This is a genomic window from Acinetobacter haemolyticus (assembly GCF_900406815.1).
In the GTDB taxonomy this organism is placed as follows: domain Bacteria; phylum Pseudomonadota; class Gammaproteobacteria; order Pseudomonadales; family Moraxellaceae; genus Acinetobacter; species Acinetobacter haemolyticus_A.
Map to the genome: position 1 here is coordinate 92,084 of NZ_OVCN01000011.1, position 14,821 is coordinate 106,904.

The window sequence follows — 14,821 nt, forward strand, 5'->3', positions numbered from 1 at the left end:
TAACTCTATGCGTCAATTACAACTGGATATTGAACCACAACTGGATGCCCGAATTAGTGATTTTTCGGGGCCGGGTTGGGGACCTGTAGTTGATGCAGTGAGACAACTACATACAGGGTTGGTTAGCCGTCTGTATATTTATGGTGGTGCTGGAACAGGAAAAAGCCATTTATTATCAGCGATTTGTGATTCATATCTAGAGCTGGGGCGTCCAGCCATAAAGGTTTCTTTGCTGGCTTTATTAGATGCACCAATTGAAGCGATTACTGCTTTAGAGTTTTATGATTTAGTGGCATTAGATGATATTGATGCAATTAGTGGAGTGCCTCATTGGCAAAAAGCAGTTTTCCATTTGATGAATAACCATGAGGGGCAATTAGTATTCTCATCTCGAGTAGCGCCGATTGAATTGAAATTAGAGCTTCCTGATTTGCAATCAAGATTGACACAGGCTGTGAGCGTAAAAGCGCCAAATGGAAGCTCTTTTGTTGATCGACAGGCATTACTACAATCTGTGATGATACGTCGAGGCATTCATTTTGATCAGCAAATTGTGGACTACTTATTGCACAATGGTCCTCATCAAGCTTCAATTCTTTTACAGACATTGGCTCAATTAGAAAAAATGCTAAAAGGTGAAAAAACCAAGCTATCTAACACCACATTGAAACAAATTTATGCATTGATTGATGAATATCGCCAATAGCATAAAATTTCTTGAGTAATTTCGAGAGCTGTGACAAAGTACGCACAAAGGATGTGGTTGCAAAATCGGATTTTTGCAATACCTAGAAAAATGAAAATAGAAGGAGAACGGTATGCTCAAGCGGACGCTTGCCTGTGCTTTATTTGCGATTACTGGACATGCATATTCAGCAGATATTCTTGTTACGACATTAGTGGATGAAGACAAAAATGATTCCGTTTGTTCATTACGTGAAGCTATATTCTTTTTAAATAATCGAACTGAAGATCAATATAAAAATGGCTACAACGGATGTGGTAATAAAGACTCTAACTCGACAATCATATTGAAGCGAGATCAAGAATATAAGCTGAACTCAACATTAAAAATCTCTGCTCCAATGACTATCGCGACGCAAGCTAGTACTGATTTTAATGATAGTACAAGAGGTCTCAATAATGCCAAGATCACTGTAAATGGGAATTATCGTATCTTTGAAATCGATGATGGTAGTGTTGAAGATGCATTAGTTGTTGTAAATTTAAAAGACCTCGACCTTAAAGGGGCATCAGAGCGACTAAACAACATTGGGGGCTTAATTCTAAATCGTGAAGATCTAAGAATTGAATATTCCCGTCTAATAGGGGGTAATGCAACTAGAGGCGGTGCAATTTATAACGCAGGTACGCTATCAGATACGCAAAAGACAGCAGGAAGAGTGGTTGTTCAAAACAGTATTTTTAAGAACAATAAAGCTGACCAAGGTGCTGTTATTTACAGTGAAATGCCTCGCTATTTGATTTCACACTCTGTGATTCGGGATAATGAAGGTTTATCTAATCCAGAGGGGGCGTTACTATTCGTCCAAACGGGTTTAAGTGATCAAACGATTGGTACTGCTTTGCAAAATCGAGATGCGGGAATCACAAATAGTACGATTTTTCACAATAAAGGTGGTCATGTCGCTAATATTCGCGAAGGTATGATTTTAAATAATTTGACAGTAATCAAAAACGCAGCTGGGCTGTATCTGCAGTCATTAAATCGAAAAGTAACAACAACGATTACTGAGGATGGAGAAACAAAAGAGGAAGTTAAGGAGTATCCTAGTTCTTATATCTCCAACAGTATTATTGTTGAAAATGGTAATAAAAACTGTACAACAACAACGAATGATACAACTGTGGTGCAGAGTAATTTAACAACAGTTGAATGCGATCATAATCCGACCGACCGTTTGCCTAATTTTATGATAGGAAATAACAAACTGATTGCTGGAAAGGATGATTTGGGAATCTGTGATGCACCACCTGCAGATGGTTTGTTATGCCCATACAATACACCTAAAGATCAGATGTTAGGTTTTTTCAAGCCACGTTTATTGGCTTCATATAATCGTTTGTCTGATTCACTTATTGTTAATAAAGGGCGTATTTATAGTGATGGCACGAACTTTAGTTTAGCAAATTGTGAAAGAACAGATCAGCGAGGCGTAAGCCGTACTGGATATACTGAACTGTGTGATATGGGAGCGATAGAGCTGGTCGTTGATCGTAGTAATATTCCAATTGCAGGACAGGATATTTTTTTCAATGACATTGCAAAATTTAATATCTCTGAAAGTTTAGTCGATGGAGAGTTACTTGACCCTGCGACATGTGAAAAGATATTAGGTAAGCGCTCAGATGGACAAGCATGGCGCTATGGTTGTTTAGAGATTGTACAGAATCAAACACCATCAAAGGGAACGATTTCATTAGATCAAGATGGTAATGTCACTTATGTGCCATTTAGTAGTTGGCATGGAGCTGATATGTTTAAAATGCGCATTATGACCACAACAACTCGTTTTAATGATATTTCTACTCAATATATTGAAATTCTAACAAATATTGTGCAAGAGCCAAACAATAATTTTAAAAGTAAGACGGTAAATACGGGTGGAGGGAGTATAGGATTTGGTGCGATTTTAGCATTACTTGGGTTAATTGGATTACGTCGTTTTAAGTCATAATCAAGGATGATGAGATGAAAAATTATAAGAAAGCAGTTTTGGCAACTATGGTGTTGGCTTCGATGTCATTAATTGCGGCTACAAGTAATGAACCTATTAAAGTCACAACATTTGCTGATGAAGATGGTGAGAATCCAAAGGCATGTTCACTACGAGAAGCGTTGGAAACAGCTAAACGACGTGCGCCTTATGGTGGATGTGTAATAAAAGACACATCAACTGGTACGCAAAAAAGAATTCAGCTGGAAAAAGGTACCTATACTTTAAAGCGTGAACTCACTCCTCAAACAGATATTACTATTTTAGGGGCGAGCCCTGTAGATTGGGATGAGCGAAATGTGCTATTGAATGACGTAACTAGCCAGTATCCAGCACAAATTCCATTACAAACAACAATAAAGGCAGAAAACTCACGTATTTTTAATACGGCTTTTTCACAAAAAAGTTTACTCTTGAGTAATTTAATTCTAGAAGGTGGGCAAACGTCGGGTCTTGGCGGAGCGATTTATGCTGGCGGTGATGTATCTTTGCAAAGTAGCCAGATATTAAAATCTAATGCTGGCCAAGCAGGAGGGGCGATTTACCTCGCTGGCAATGCAAGTAGTTTGTATATATCGAAGAGTTTGATTCAGGGTAATAAGGCACCTATTGGAAGTGTGCTTGCAATGCATGATAAAAATGATTTGGGCTACACTCAGCGCAATATTACAATTAATTCAAGTAGCCTAATTGGAAATGGTCTAGCTAGTTCTAAGAGTATGTTTGAGTTTGTTGGGGAGCCAACAGTTGTGCTGGAATCTAATACGATTGCTAAGAATATAGCGAACTCGTCAAATGGAAATCTTATCAAGTTTACAGGGGATGCAGAAGCAGGTACAACAACGGGTAATAGCTCTAGCGTATTAAGTACTTTGAGTCGTTTAACATTAGAGAATAATACCATTGTTCAGAATAATGCATTTACGACTCTGCTGTACGATAAGCTGGGTACAAAGCGACTTAACTTAAATATTATTGGTTATAATGGTGATGAAAATACCTATGCTTGTCGTTATTTATTGGGTAATGTAAAAGAAGAAAAAAGAGTAGGTTTAGTTGCAAGTTATAATGCATTTGCACGTTCAGGTAAGAATCGTTGTGATTTACCTGATGAGGTTTATAGTGAAGATACAACAAAAGAAACAAATATTGATATTACTGGAAAACCTATAACTCTATATTTAAGTAGCCAGATTCCAGCATCAGCTTATACTGCTTTCTTGCCTTTATATTATCCAATTAATAATAATAAGGGTGTAATCAAGGAGGATGAGAAAATAAAAGATTTGGTGGATACCGGTGTAATCGCTTGTAGCTTAATGGATCAACGTGGCTTGGCCCGAGTGACAGATGGAGTATTACATTATGATCCAGCATCTCGAAATACCTGTGACATTGGCTCTGTCGAGTTAATGCGATTAACAGCAGGAGATATTTCCGATTTAACAAATACTTCTATCAGTAATATGCTAGAGAACTATCAAAAAGGATATGATCTCTTTGATGATTTGGTAAAAAAACCAAATAATGTAGACTTTGTGACTTACTACAAATTCCGTGTAGAGCAATATAAAAAAATATTGGATGTGTTTGCAGACCCTGAAAAGAGAAAAAATGCACTTAAATATCGTGCAGTTTATATAGATCTTCGTGACTTTGGTTTACCTTTACCAAGAGAAGTATCGATGGGTGCAGGGAAGGCAAATGCCTTAGAGTTTTTTAATCCTGAACAGTATGATATAGAGGTTGAAGCACTTGGGGTTGGGCAAATTAATGGTGCAGTTGAGGATATTGACGAAACAGACAAAAATCTGTTTTGTGAATGGAATGCAGACCTGCAACAGATCATAATGTATCGTATTGATGATCACATTACTCAAGCAGGAGATAAAGAGTATTGCAAATATACGATTACTTCTATAGATAAGAGTGTGACATCGTCTGGTTTATTACAGGCTGCTTTTGTAAATATTGCACCTGTAGTCAAAGATACTTCTGTAACATTGAAATATAAGCAAAGTGAAACTGCGACATTGAATTTGCTAGATTTTGCAAATGATGATGGTGATACAGGTAAAAATGGTTCAGGTCCTCAGTTAAAGCCAAATAAACCTGCTTTTTGGCGTAATGCTGAGGGCATAGAATTACCTATCCGTTTATCAAATGTCTCTAGTAATTTGATTATTACTGCTGATCGAGAGGGGAATTGTCCTGCGCCAGATCAACAGGAAAAATGTTACGGTGGGAATATTTATATTAAAGAAGCAAATGCTTTTAACCAATTTAACTTTTCATTTAACTACCAAGTTTATGATAATGAACTTCCAACGCCTGCGATCTCAAATGTGGGTACAGTTAGAGTGATAAGCACGGCTAATACAACAGATAATAAACGTAATGCGAATAGCGGTGGAGGAAGTACAACACTTCTATCATTATTTGGTCTACTTGGCTTGTTAGCTTATCGCCGTTTTAGAAAGTAAGATCAATGTAAAAATAGCGCCATATGGCGCTATTTTTTAGTAAACAAAAGTTATTTAGTGTTCAGAATATTTAGTTAAATATTCTTCTCTAATATTTACTCGCTCTTCTAAACTTGCATTTTGCATGCGTTTACGTAAGGTGCTGCGTTCTTGCGTGCTCATTCTCTGCCATACATCACGCATTTTTTGTTTTTCATCATCGGGGAGTTGAGTAAACCACTCCATGCGTTGTTGCAGTTGAGAGCTTTGATCGTTAGGAATCTCTTTAAGCGTTTGATATCGCTTTATAAGCGCACGTTGCTCTTCTGGGGATAAATCATCCCATGCTTCTTCTGTCGTTGTTTTAACTGGCTTGGAAAATGGCCAAAAGCGATCTGAGCCAGCAAAACTCGTCTGTAATAAGCCGACTGTACATACAACAAGTGCTAATCTTTTAGCTGCCATGTCGAACCTTATCCTCGCCCAAGACCATTAACATTTCCATATCTTCAACCATTTGAGGGGATAGTTTTGGATTAATCACAACTTGGTTTTGTGGTTTATCTGTCAATTGTAAAGAGTTTGGTAAAATCACAATACCTGTAATTGCAGCAGCTAAGGCAAAACCAGACATTTTCCAAATGCTGTAATAAGACGTTGGTTTCTTTTGGACACTATCCAAAACATGATTCATCACCATGAGCTTATTGTGCTGCTGTTCTTTTGCAAGTTGATCAAGTTTGGAAGTCACTTGTTTAGTGAACTCATCTTTATTCATTTGATGATCCTCCCGTATGTGGATTTAAATGCGCGAGAGCAACTCGGAGCCCCTGAATTGCACGGTGATAGTGTGTTTTTACACTACCTTCACTACAGTCCATAATTTGAGCAGTGGTCATCGTGTCGAAACCCTCCCAAGCTCTCAGCATAAATGCTTGTTGTTGGCGAACTGGTAACTGATGAATGGCTTCTTGAATTTCATCCATTGTGACTTCTTGATCAAGAAACTCAAATGGATTCGGTGTAGATTCATCAATGATATCAGTAATTTCTTCATCATCATCTAAATTAATTTTTTTAAATAAAGAAAATGGATTTGCGCGGCGTGCTTCCTTACGTCTCCAATCTTGTAGTTTATTATTAAGGATTGTATAGAACAGAGGGTACCATTCTTCAGTACTTTTATCTGCATATGATTTATGCAAAGAAATAAATGCTTCTTGCACTAAATCCATTGCGATCCCTTGTTGCCCTTGTGTAGCACTTTCCATCATTACAAGCGCACGACCAGTCACATCTTGCATAAAAAAACGAAGACGTTGTTCAACAGTACTGGTATCAGTACTGTTGCCAGTTTGAGCCTGTTTCGGTGCTAAATCCATAGAGATGGAAAATCCTGTCATGGAAACCCACCATTATTATCAATTCATTAATCATATAACGTTGAAAATGGTGGATGCGTTGACAACTTAAGCAATTATTTTTTGTAGTGTAATTGATTTTTCCAACAAAAAAATCGGCTTTAATGTAATTTAACGTTTTATAGACGTTGACGGACCATCTCAAAAAAGCAGATTGAACCTGCGATTGCAACGTTTAAAGATTCTTGTCCCCCCGGTTGAGGAATTGTTACAGCTTGAGCATGTTCAAGTGCATACTCACTTGCACCTTGACCTTCATTCCCTAAAATCCATACGCATGGTTGGGTCAAATCTTTGGAATATAGACTCGTTGATCTATGTGAGCTGGTGACAAAAACAGGGATCTGAAATTTTGGAAGAATTTCATTGAGCTGAAAGTTTTCAAAACAATTCAAACTAAAATGAGCACCCATGCCAGCTCTTAGCACTCTTGGAGACCAAAGTGTTGCAGAGCCTTGCGTACAAATGATTTGTTTGATATTGGCAGCAGCTGCTGAACGTAATAATGTCCCCACATTTCCAGGGTCTTGGATATTTTCCAAAATTAAGGTATCAACACCAAAGTCAATTGTTGATGCTGTTTTAGGTAGATCAATAATGGCTAAGCAGGGAAGCGTCGTGCCTAGAGTGCTTAGATCTTTATAGAGTACTTCGCTAATCACAAAAACATGACCTTGATGTAGCTCCATCACTTTTTGTAGATCTGTATGTGCAAGCGCTTGTTCAGTTGTAAATAAAGAAAATATTTTTTTCTGTTGTAGCAACCATGCAATACAAAGATGACTACCTTCTAAAACGGTTTGTTGATGTTTTTTTCGAGCACTATTGAGTTCAATTAAGCCACGCAAATGTTTAATTTTTGCATTGTCTTTTGATTCTAAAAAGATAACCGCCATAAGAAGAACATCCGAGGGGGCATCAAGATGACATGATGCCCGAAGTAATTAAGTTATGAATGATAGCTCGTTACACGTTGAACTTCATTTTTAGAACCAATAATAACAGGTACACGCTGATGAAGCTCAGTTGGCTGGATTTCCATAATACGAACTCGACCTGTTGTAGAAGCACCACCAGCTTGTTCGATTAACATGCTCATCGGGTTGGCTTCATACATAAGACGTAAACGTCCTGCTTTTTTCGGATCTTTCAAATCATATGGGTAAAGGAAAATCCCACCACGACATAAGATACGATGAATATCACCTACCATACATGCAACCCAGCGCATGTTGAAATCTTTTTCACGTACTGATGTTTTCCCTGCTAATAGCTCATCGATATAACGCTTTACAGGATTTTCCCAATGACGTTGATTTGATGCATTGATTGCAAACTCTTGAGTATCCGCTGACACTTGTACATTTTCAGTGGTCAATAAAAATGTCTGTGAGTTTGGATCTAAAGTAAAGAACACCACGCCTGCACCGACTGTAAGCGCCAACATGGTTGATGGACCATAAAGAACATAGCCTGCAGCGACTTGCTCGATACCAGCTTGCATAAAGTCGGCAGACTGAGTTACTGCATTTTTTGCGGGCAAGATCGAGAAGATCGTACCAACACACATATTAATATCGATGTTACTAGAGCCATCTAGTGGATCAAATAACACTAAATATTTTCCATTTTCTTGAGCAGGGGTAAAATCGTCCAACTCTTCAGATGCTAACCCACCGACTTGAGGGTGTACTTTTAACGCATCGATTAAATAATCGTTAGAAATTACATCTAATTTCTTTTGAGTTTCACCTTGAACATTTTCATTGCCCGCACTTCCTAGAATTCCAGCTAAAGCGCCTTTTTGTAATGCTTGATCAATAGTCTTGCAGGTTTCAGCAATTGTTGCGATGACTTGAGCCAATTCTGGAGTCAAATTCCCATTTTGTTGTTCTAAATATTGAGACAAAGTTAGGTTTGACATTTTTAATAGCTCCAATTTAGCTGTGTCAGAAATGGATAAAAAAGAATGCGCCTATTCTAGATGAGATCGCTATAAAATAAAAATTATCTTACTTTATTTATGTTGCTTTTATGATTACAAGTATGGCATTACATGCTATGTTGATTGGATATTAAACAGGACGTTGGAGATCGAAAATGTCAACTAAGACTTTTGAGGCAACACCTACTGCAGGTGAGCCAATTAATTTAGATGAAATTTCTAAAGAATGTGTCAAGGATGCTTGGAAAGAGTATGAGGCAAAGCCTGAATATAAAAAGTTTAATAAGCATGACTTGATAGAATCAATGCAACCTAACGATGATGATACCTCATCTCAAACATAAAAAATGCTCACATGATGTGAGCATTTTTTATTAAACTTATTTATCTTAATAAAGGTGGCACAGCTTCGTAGTTGATCTCAACACGACGGTTTTCTTTCCAAGCTGCTTCGTTGTGACCTGGGTTTACAGGAGCTTCTTTACCATAGCTAACTGCTTCAAGCTGCTGAGGATTTACACCGTTTGTTACTAAGAAGCTTTCAACTGCTTTTGCACGACGCTCGCCTAATGCCATGTTGTATTCACGGGTACCGCGTTCATCGGTATGTCCAGTCAAAGCTACACGTGAATTTGCATTTGCAACTAAGAACTGCGCATGTGCTTGTAATGTTTGGTAGTCTTCGTTAGATAACTCACTGCTGTCATAGTCAAAATGAACAACGCGTTTCGCCAAGAATGCTTTATTTGCAGCAGTCACCCCTTTTGCAGATGCACCAGCTAAGTTTTGTGCATTTAAGGCTGCATCTTCGCTCAAACCTTCAGTACTTACTGTCGTACCTGTTGGTGTATTTCCTGCACTAATGTCTGTTGCTGGTTTACGGCTTGCACAACCAGTAAATACTAGCGTTGCAGCAATGAGTGGAAGGCTAAGATATTTCATATTCATGTGATTCTCCAATCAAGTAAATTTATTTTGGTGCCCAAGCCGGTTCACGAACTTCACCTTGCTCGCTTGGTAAATTCATACGGAAACGACCATCAGTAGACATGATTGAAAGCAAGCCACGATTACCTTCGCGTGTTGCATAAACAACCATTTGACCATTTGGTGAGAAGCTTGGTGATTCATCTAAGCTGGTTGGGGTTAAGATATTTGTAATCCCTGTATTAATATCTTGGAGTGCAACTTTATAACTACTTCCACTTGGGCGATGTACTAGAGCGAGTCTTTTTCCGTCCGCACTCAAGGTCCCACGTGCATTGAAAGCACCGCGGAAGGTGAGCCGTCGTACTGATTTATCTGCAAAGGTATAGCGATAAATTTGTGGAGAACCACCGCGATCAGACGTGAAAATAAATGATTTACCATCTGGCGAATAACGTGCTTCAGTATCAATCGCAGTATCATTGGTCATGCGCTGTACTTGACGTGTATTCAAATTCATTTGGTAAATTTCAGGATTACCATGCATCGATGCTGTAAATAACATCGATTGACCATCAGGTGAGAAGCTCGGCGCACCATTTAAGCCTCTAAAGCTTGCAAGTACTTCACGTTGACCAGTCGCTAGATCTTGCAAATAAATGGCTGGACGCTTGGTTTCAAACGAAACATAAGCAATTTTCTTCGCATCAGGCGTCCAAGTTGGGGAGAGGATAGGATCACGTGATGAAAGTACGGTTTTCGGTTGTTCACCATCGGTGTCCGCAATTTGTAAGGTGTAACGCTGTGCGGGATTTGCTTGATTACGGAGTACATAAGCAATACGACCACTAAAGTCACCGGGGATGCCTGTCAGAGCTTGATAGATAGCATCACTGATCATATGCCCAGCTTGACGTACACGACCAGCAGGGACAGTCAAAACCTCATTGAGTAAGTATTGTTGTTTTTGTACATCGTAAAGCTGATAGTGGATTTCAAAAGTATTGGCATTTATAGCCTTACTTTGACCAACCACAACATATGGAACACCCGCATTTTGCCAATCACTTGCCTGAATCTGATTCATACTGGCAGTTGCAGGTAAATTCTGTGACGCACTGGTAAAACGACCAGAGCGATTCAGATCGCTCTCGACAATTGGATAGATCGCATTGTCATTTGTAAATGGGACAATAGCGATTTTTGGCGCTTTTTCGGGTGCTTTTGCAATCTCCAATTGAAGCTGCGCAAAAGTTGTCATCGGAATAGTAGTACTAATTGCAGTAAAAACGGCAATTGCGATGAGATGCTTACGAGTCTTTTCCATAGTTACAATTACTTGCTCTCGTTTTTTTGTGGCTGTTGATTATTTAACATAGTTACATGCTTTGTGCTATTACAAGCATGTAACGTTAACCATTTATTACTATTTTGCTGTGAAATTTGAAGTAAAACTTCGAGCTTCACGTCTTGCATCTGGATCTTCTGGCATCGGATAAGGAGCTGCTGCCCGTATCGCTGCTTCAACACTGGCTTTAACATCAGGATCACTTGCTGTCACAACAACAGATAAGACCGCACCGTTATCACTTAATGTTACCCGGGCACTAGCTCTTTGGCCTGATGAACCTAATGGCATAGTCCAAGCACGGTAAATTTTCTGTTCGAAATCACGTTTAGCTGTTGAGGCAATACGTCTAGATTCAGCTCTTTTCTGTGCTGCCTCTTGTTCCGCCTGTTTTGCAGCAGCAGCTTTCGCGTCTGCCTCGGCTTTTGCTTTGGCATCTGCCTCGGCTTTGCGTTTAGCATCTGCTTCGGCTTTTGCTTTAGCATCCGCTTCGGCTTTGCGCTTAGCATCTGCCTCGGCTTTTGCTTTAGCATCCGCTTCGGCTTTGCGCTTAGCATCTGCCTCGGCTTTTGCTTTGGCATCTGCTTCGGCTTTGCGCTTAGCATCTGCTTCGGCTTTTGCTTTGGCATCTGCTTCAGCTCTACGTTTAGCATCTGCGGCAGCTTTTGCTTTGGCATCTGCTTCGGCTTTGCGCTTAGCATCTGCCTCGGCTTTGCGTTTAGCATCTGCTTCGGCTTTTGCTTTGGCATCTGCTTCAGCTCTACGTTTAGCATCTGCGGCAGCTTTTGCTTTGGCATCTGCTTCGGCTTTGCGTTTAGCATCTGCTTCGGCTTTGCGTTTAGCATCTGCTTCGGCTTTTGCTTTGGCATCTGCTTCAGCTATACGTTTAGCATCTGCGGCAGCTTTTGCTTTGGCATCTGCTTCGGCTTTTGCTTTAGCATCCGCTTCGGCTTTGCGCTTAGCATCTGCCTCGGCTTGACGTTCTTGAGCAGCTAGTTTTTCTTGTTGGATTTGTTCTGCCTTCTGTTTTTCAGCTGCAAGCTGTTGTTCAGTCGGCTGTGATGGCGTTGCTGGTAAATTTTGTGGCAACGTTTCATCTACAATAGGGCTTTGAATCTCTTCGGCTTGATTTTCAGCTGTGGTTTCATAATCGATTGTTTGAGGTAAGTCATCTGGATTGACCAAAATCGTTTTTACTTTTTTTGGTTGCTCAAGAGGTTTGCTCATACCTAAGTACAACAAGCCAACAATAGCCACAGCATGAATACCTAGCGTAAAAGCTAGTGCGATCGCATTTTGTTTTTCTTTAAAAGGCGGCTTTTGGAATTTTTTCATAGTTTATTCTAACGGCTTAGTCAGCAGGCCTACTTCAGTTAGACCCGCATTTTGTAAACTTGCCATTAGAGCAATCACATCACCATAAGGACGTGATTGATCACCATTTACCAAAACGGTCAGCGTTTTATTTTCTTGCTCGGCTTGGGTTTGAGCATCATTTAGAATACTTTCTAACTCTTGAAATGACAGAACCTGATTTTTATCATGCTCTTTATATTCTAAATAAATATTGCCATTGCTACCGAGGGTAACGATTGGTGGTCGCTCTTTTGACTCAATTGGATTGTTATTGGCTTGTGGCAAATCAACCTTGATTCCACTGGTAATCATCGGTGCTGTAACCATAAAAATGACTAACAGCACAAGCATGACGTCAATATAAGGAACGACATTCATATCGCTTTTGAGCGGCTTTTTGATGCGTTCAAAACGCCCTGATCGTTGAATCGCCATTATGCATCTTCCTGAGCCGTTCCAATCGATTGACGTTGTAACAGCGCCACCATTTCTTCCGCAAAAAGAGCACGATCTGAATAGATAGCTTCACCTTTCGCTGTAAAATGGTTAAATGCAAGTACTGCTGGAATCGCAGCAAATAGACCAATTGCAGTTGCAATTAATGCTTCTGCGATTCCTGGGGCAACAGTGGCCAAAGTCACTTGATCAACTGCAGCAAGACCAATAAAGGCATTCATGATGCCCCAAACGGTACCGAATAAACCAATGTATGGAGCGACAGAACCAATGCTTGCTAATATGCCTAGGTTTTGCTCTAAGCCGCCTTGTTCACGGCTTAAACCAACGCGCAACATACGTTCAGTACCTTCAATGGTTTGAGCTGTGTCAGCTTTGCGTTTTTTAAGTTTAAAGAACTCAGATAAACCTTGATAAAAAACATCTTCTAAACCGTTACGTTTAGAGTTCAATTGGGCATTGTTATATAGGGTATTTAGCTCAGCACCAGACCAGAACATTTTTTGAAAATGCTCATCATCTTGCCCCGTTTTTTTAAAGCTCATATGCAATTTAGCAATCACATACCAACTATAGATTGAGGCAAGTAATAAGATCAGCATGACCAGTTGTACAACAGGGCTTGCTTGTAAAATAAGGTCAGAAATGTGCATTGAAGATTCTAAATTAGTTGCCATAAGTCACTGTGCCAAAAGTTTATTTTTCGTCCTGTGCTAATTCTTTTTGAATCAGATCACGAATTTCTTGAGGAAGGCGTCGAGGCATCAATTCTTTGTTTAGACATGCCAACACAACCTCACCAGAAGCCAGCAAGATTTCACCACGATATATATTCTGTTGCAATACAAAAGATGCAGCTTTACACGAAATAACACGCGCTGTAACGGTAATCAAATCATCCATTAATATAGGGCGTACATATTTGACTTGAATTTGGTGTACGACGAAGTTGTAGTCCTGTTGATGCCAGTAGTGATCTACGCCGGCTGCACGCAACCATTCGGTACGCGCTCGTTCCATGAAGCGAATATGATTGGCATGGTAGACGATACCGCCTGCATCTGTATCTTCAATATATACACGGATATTAAATTCAAAATGATTTGCCATGTCCTTTAACCTATTTCAGTATGTTTCGGGCGATGGTGGAATGATAGGGTTTCGAGCTAGCGATGGAAATAGTAATAAATAACATATTGGTGACGAAGGGAAAAATAAAGCCCTGTGAAAGAGCTTATTCGGATAAAGTGATAATTGCTTAAAACTCGTTCCAGTCTTGTGAAAAAGTTTGAACAAGTTTTCCATCTGCATAAGTACTAACTAACGCTGTGCCATTAGTAGCTTGATGAATTGAAATAGCATTTCTTTGATTATAGAGATCAGTAATTTCAACATTTGCGGAACTTGGTTTTAAGTCCAAAAGATCTTTAAGTGTTGAAAAATTTAATATAGAAGCAAAATTGACTGAAAAAATGTTGCCGTTGAATTCACCGTCTATTTCTCCTTTTGTAAAATCTTCTATATGACTACTTGATGGGTAATAATTTGAGATGAACTGGTAATTTTTTAGGTTGTATAGATAGTGGTTTTTATTATCAAGTTTTTCTACTAATTCGAGCGTGGACTGATCAACTTCGTATGTCTGCTTAATAAGATCATAAGTAGATGATGATGTTTGGATTATTTTTCCATTAAAAATGATTGATTTTTCACTTAAATCAATATTTATATTTGACAGCTTTAATTCATTTTTTAGTGATGCTGTAGTGTTATTACTAATGGATTGAATTGTGCCAGAAACTGTACCTGAGAATGGAGTGTCTTGAAAAGGATAATTAAAATTTTTACAGTTATTTAGAGTAATACTGTTGTCACTATTTATTTTTACTGTTCCAGTTCCACAAGAAAAATCTAAGTTTGTGACTCTCTCATAAATGCTTTGTGTAATACCGGTGATATAAAGTATTGAATTATTTGATATATGTGATAGATTTACTACGGACTTACTGATGATCTCGGTTGTTTCTACTTTTTTATAATCCAGTTTTTGTTTACCATTAAAATCCGTCTGATTATCATCTCCATCACCGCAAGCTGTTAATAAGGCTAGACTAATATAAAGTATTGTTGTTAAAAACTTATTTTTCATTTCAATCCTTAATAAAATA

General features: G+C 38.9%; 16 protein-coding genes. 4 read left to right on the top strand and 12 right to left on the bottom strand.

Annotated features, from left to right (window positions below):
* Nucleotides 1-7: 7 nt before the first annotated feature.
* The 3 genes from DK207_RS09485 (at nt 8) to DK207_RS09495 (ending at nt 5,221) form a co-directional block, all read left to right on the top strand.
* A complete protein-coding gene (locus tag DK207_RS09485) occupies nt 8-706 on the top strand; it encodes a DnaA ATPase domain-containing protein (RefSeq protein ID WP_075315130.1) in 699 nt (232 codons plus the stop codon).
* Nucleotides 707-818: 112 nt separating this feature from the next.
* Nucleotides 819-2,699 carry a rhombotarget A gene (rbtA, locus tag DK207_RS09490; RefSeq protein ID WP_075315132.1) on the top strand — a complete coding sequence of 627 codons (1,881 nt, stop codon included), beginning with the start codon at nt 819-821 and terminating at the stop codon, nt 2,697-2,699.
* Between the two features lie 14 nt (nt 2,700-2,713).
* Nucleotides 2,714-5,221 carry a CSLREA domain-containing protein gene (locus DK207_RS09495; RefSeq protein WP_109440964.1) on the top strand — a complete coding sequence of 836 codons (2,508 nt, stop codon included), beginning with the start codon at nt 2,714-2,716 and terminating at the stop codon, nt 5,219-5,221.
* A 54-nt stretch (nt 5,222-5,275) separates the two neighbouring features.
* Here the strand turns inward: DK207_RS09495 and DK207_RS09500 are convergent, their stop codons facing one another.
* The 5 genes from DK207_RS09500 to DK207_RS09525 form a co-directional block, all read right to left on the bottom strand.
* A complete protein-coding gene (locus DK207_RS09500) occupies nt 5,276-5,665 on the bottom strand; it encodes a DUF3106 domain-containing protein (RefSeq protein ID WP_004640116.1) in 390 nt (129 codons plus the stop codon).
* Nucleotides 5,655-5,978 (bottom strand): hypothetical protein, encoded by a 324-nt coding sequence (locus tag DK207_RS09505; RefSeq protein WP_004640114.1) that lies wholly within the window; start codon nt 5,976-5,978, stop codon nt 5,655-5,657. The genes DK207_RS09500 and DK207_RS09505 overlap by 11 nt, the downstream gene beginning before the upstream one ends.
* Entirely contained in the window at nt 5,971-6,582 is a 612-nt protein-coding gene (locus DK207_RS09510; protein WP_005084495.1) for an RNA polymerase sigma factor, read from the bottom strand. Before DK207_RS09510 ends, DK207_RS09505 begins: the two co-directional genes overlap by 8 nt.
* Before the next feature lie 158 nt (nt 6,583-6,740).
* A complete protein-coding gene (locus DK207_RS09520) occupies nt 6,741-7,517 on the bottom strand; it encodes a TrmH family RNA methyltransferase (protein ID WP_075315138.1) in 777 nt (258 codons plus the stop codon).
* 53 nt (nt 7,518-7,570) lie between these two features.
* The gene (locus tag DK207_RS09525; protein ID WP_005084499.1) at nt 7,571-8,545 is read right to left on the bottom strand and encodes a class 1 fructose-bisphosphatase; all 975 of its coding nucleotides are present in this window, start codon (nt 8,543-8,545) and stop codon (nt 7,571-7,573) included.
* A gap of 176 nt (nt 8,546-8,721) precedes the next feature.
* Between DK207_RS09525 and DK207_RS09530 the strand changes: the two genes are divergently transcribed.
* Nucleotides 8,722-8,910, top strand: coding sequence for an NF038105 family protein (locus DK207_RS09530; protein WP_004640107.1), 189 nt, complete (start codon nt 8,722-8,724; stop codon nt 8,908-8,910).
* Between the two features lie 40 nt (nt 8,911-8,950).
* On the opposite strand, the gene pal is transcribed toward DK207_RS09530, so the two are convergent.
* The 7 genes from pal to DK207_RS09565 all read right to left on the bottom strand — a co-directional run bounded on the left by pal (nt 8,951) and on the right by DK207_RS09565 (nt 14,802).
* Complete coding sequence (gene pal, locus DK207_RS09535) at nt 8,951-9,514, bottom strand: peptidoglycan-associated lipoprotein Pal (protein ID WP_075315140.1); 564 nt, start codon at nt 9,512-9,514, stop codon at nt 8,951-8,953.
* A gap of 22 nt (nt 9,515-9,536) precedes the next feature.
* Entirely contained in the window at nt 9,537-10,820 is a 1,284-nt protein-coding gene (tolB, locus tag DK207_RS09540; protein WP_004641814.1) for a Tol-Pal system beta propeller repeat protein TolB, read from the bottom strand.
* A gap of 99 nt (nt 10,821-10,919) precedes the next feature.
* The gene (tolA, locus tag DK207_RS09545; protein WP_075315142.1) at nt 10,920-12,176 is read right to left on the bottom strand and encodes a cell envelope integrity protein TolA; all 1,257 of its coding nucleotides are present in this window, start codon (nt 12,174-12,176) and stop codon (nt 10,920-10,922) included.
* Between the two features lie 3 nt (nt 12,177-12,179).
* On the bottom strand, nt 12,180-12,632 hold the full coding sequence (gene tolR / locus DK207_RS09550) for a protein TolR (protein WP_004640103.1): 453 nt from the start codon (nt 12,630-12,632) through the stop codon (nt 12,180-12,182).
* Nucleotides 12,632-13,330, bottom strand: coding sequence for a protein TolQ (gene tolQ / locus DK207_RS09555; protein WP_075315144.1), 699 nt, complete (start codon nt 13,328-13,330; stop codon nt 12,632-12,634). The genes tolR and tolQ overlap by 1 nt, the downstream gene beginning before the upstream one ends.
* A 19-nt stretch (nt 13,331-13,349) precedes the next feature.
* On the bottom strand, nt 13,350-13,763 hold the full coding sequence (ybgC, locus tag DK207_RS09560; protein WP_004640100.1) for a tol-pal system-associated acyl-CoA thioesterase: 414 nt from the start codon (nt 13,761-13,763) through the stop codon (nt 13,350-13,352).
* 148 nt (nt 13,764-13,911) lie between these two features.
* Nucleotides 13,912-14,802, bottom strand: a complete 891-nt coding sequence (locus DK207_RS09565) for a hypothetical protein (protein ID WP_075315146.1) — start codon at nt 14,800-14,802, stop codon at nt 13,912-13,914.
* Between the last annotated feature and the right edge of the window lie 19 nt (nt 14,803-14,821).

Coding starts and splice junctions, on each gene's coding strand:
- DK207_RS09485 (WP_075315130.1), top strand. CDS start 8: ATGCGTCAATTACAACTGGATATTGAACCACAACTGGATGCCCGAATT.
- rbtA (WP_075315132.1), top strand. CDS start 819: ATGCTCAAGCGGACGCTTGCCTGTGCTTTATTTGCGATTACTGGACAT.
- DK207_RS09495 (WP_109440964.1), top strand. CDS start 2,714: ATGAAAAATTATAAGAAAGCAGTTTTGGCAACTATGGTGTTGGCTTCG.
- DK207_RS09500 (WP_004640116.1), bottom strand. CDS start 5,665: ATGGCAGCTAAAAGATTAGCACTTGTTGTATGTACAGTCGGCTTATTA.
- DK207_RS09505 (WP_004640114.1), bottom strand. CDS start 5,978: ATGAATAAAGATGAGTTCACTAAACAAGTGACTTCCAAACTTGATCAA.
- DK207_RS09510 (WP_005084495.1), bottom strand. CDS start 6,582: ATGGATTTAGCACCGAAACAGGCTCAAACTGGCAACAGTACTGATACC.
- DK207_RS09520 (WP_075315138.1), bottom strand. CDS start 7,517: ATGGCGGTTATCTTTTTAGAATCAAAAGACAATGCAAAAATTAAACAT.
- DK207_RS09525 (WP_005084499.1), bottom strand. CDS start 8,545: ATGTCAAACCTAACTTTGTCTCAATATTTAGAACAACAAAATGGGAAT.
- DK207_RS09530 (WP_004640107.1), top strand. CDS start 8,722: ATGTCAACTAAGACTTTTGAGGCAACACCTACTGCAGGTGAGCCAATT.
- pal (WP_075315140.1), bottom strand. CDS start 9,514: ATGAATATGAAATATCTTAGCCTTCCACTCATTGCTGCAACGCTAGTA.
- tolB (WP_004641814.1), bottom strand. CDS start 10,820: ATGGAAAAGACTCGTAAGCATCTCATCGCAATTGCCGTTTTTACTGCA.
- tolA (WP_075315142.1), bottom strand. CDS start 12,176: ATGAAAAAATTCCAAAAGCCGCCTTTTAAAGAAAAACAAAATGCGATC.
- tolR (WP_004640103.1), bottom strand. CDS start 12,632: ATGGCGATTCAACGATCAGGGCGTTTTGAACGCATCAAAAAGCCGCTC.
- tolQ (WP_075315144.1), bottom strand. CDS start 13,330: ATGGCAACTAATTTAGAATCTTCAATGCACATTTCTGACCTTATTTTA.
- ybgC (WP_004640100.1), bottom strand. CDS start 13,763: ATGGCAAATCATTTTGAATTTAATATCCGTGTATATATTGAAGATACA.
- DK207_RS09565 (WP_075315146.1), bottom strand. CDS start 14,802: ATGAAAAATAAGTTTTTAACAACAATACTTTATATTAGTCTAGCCTTA.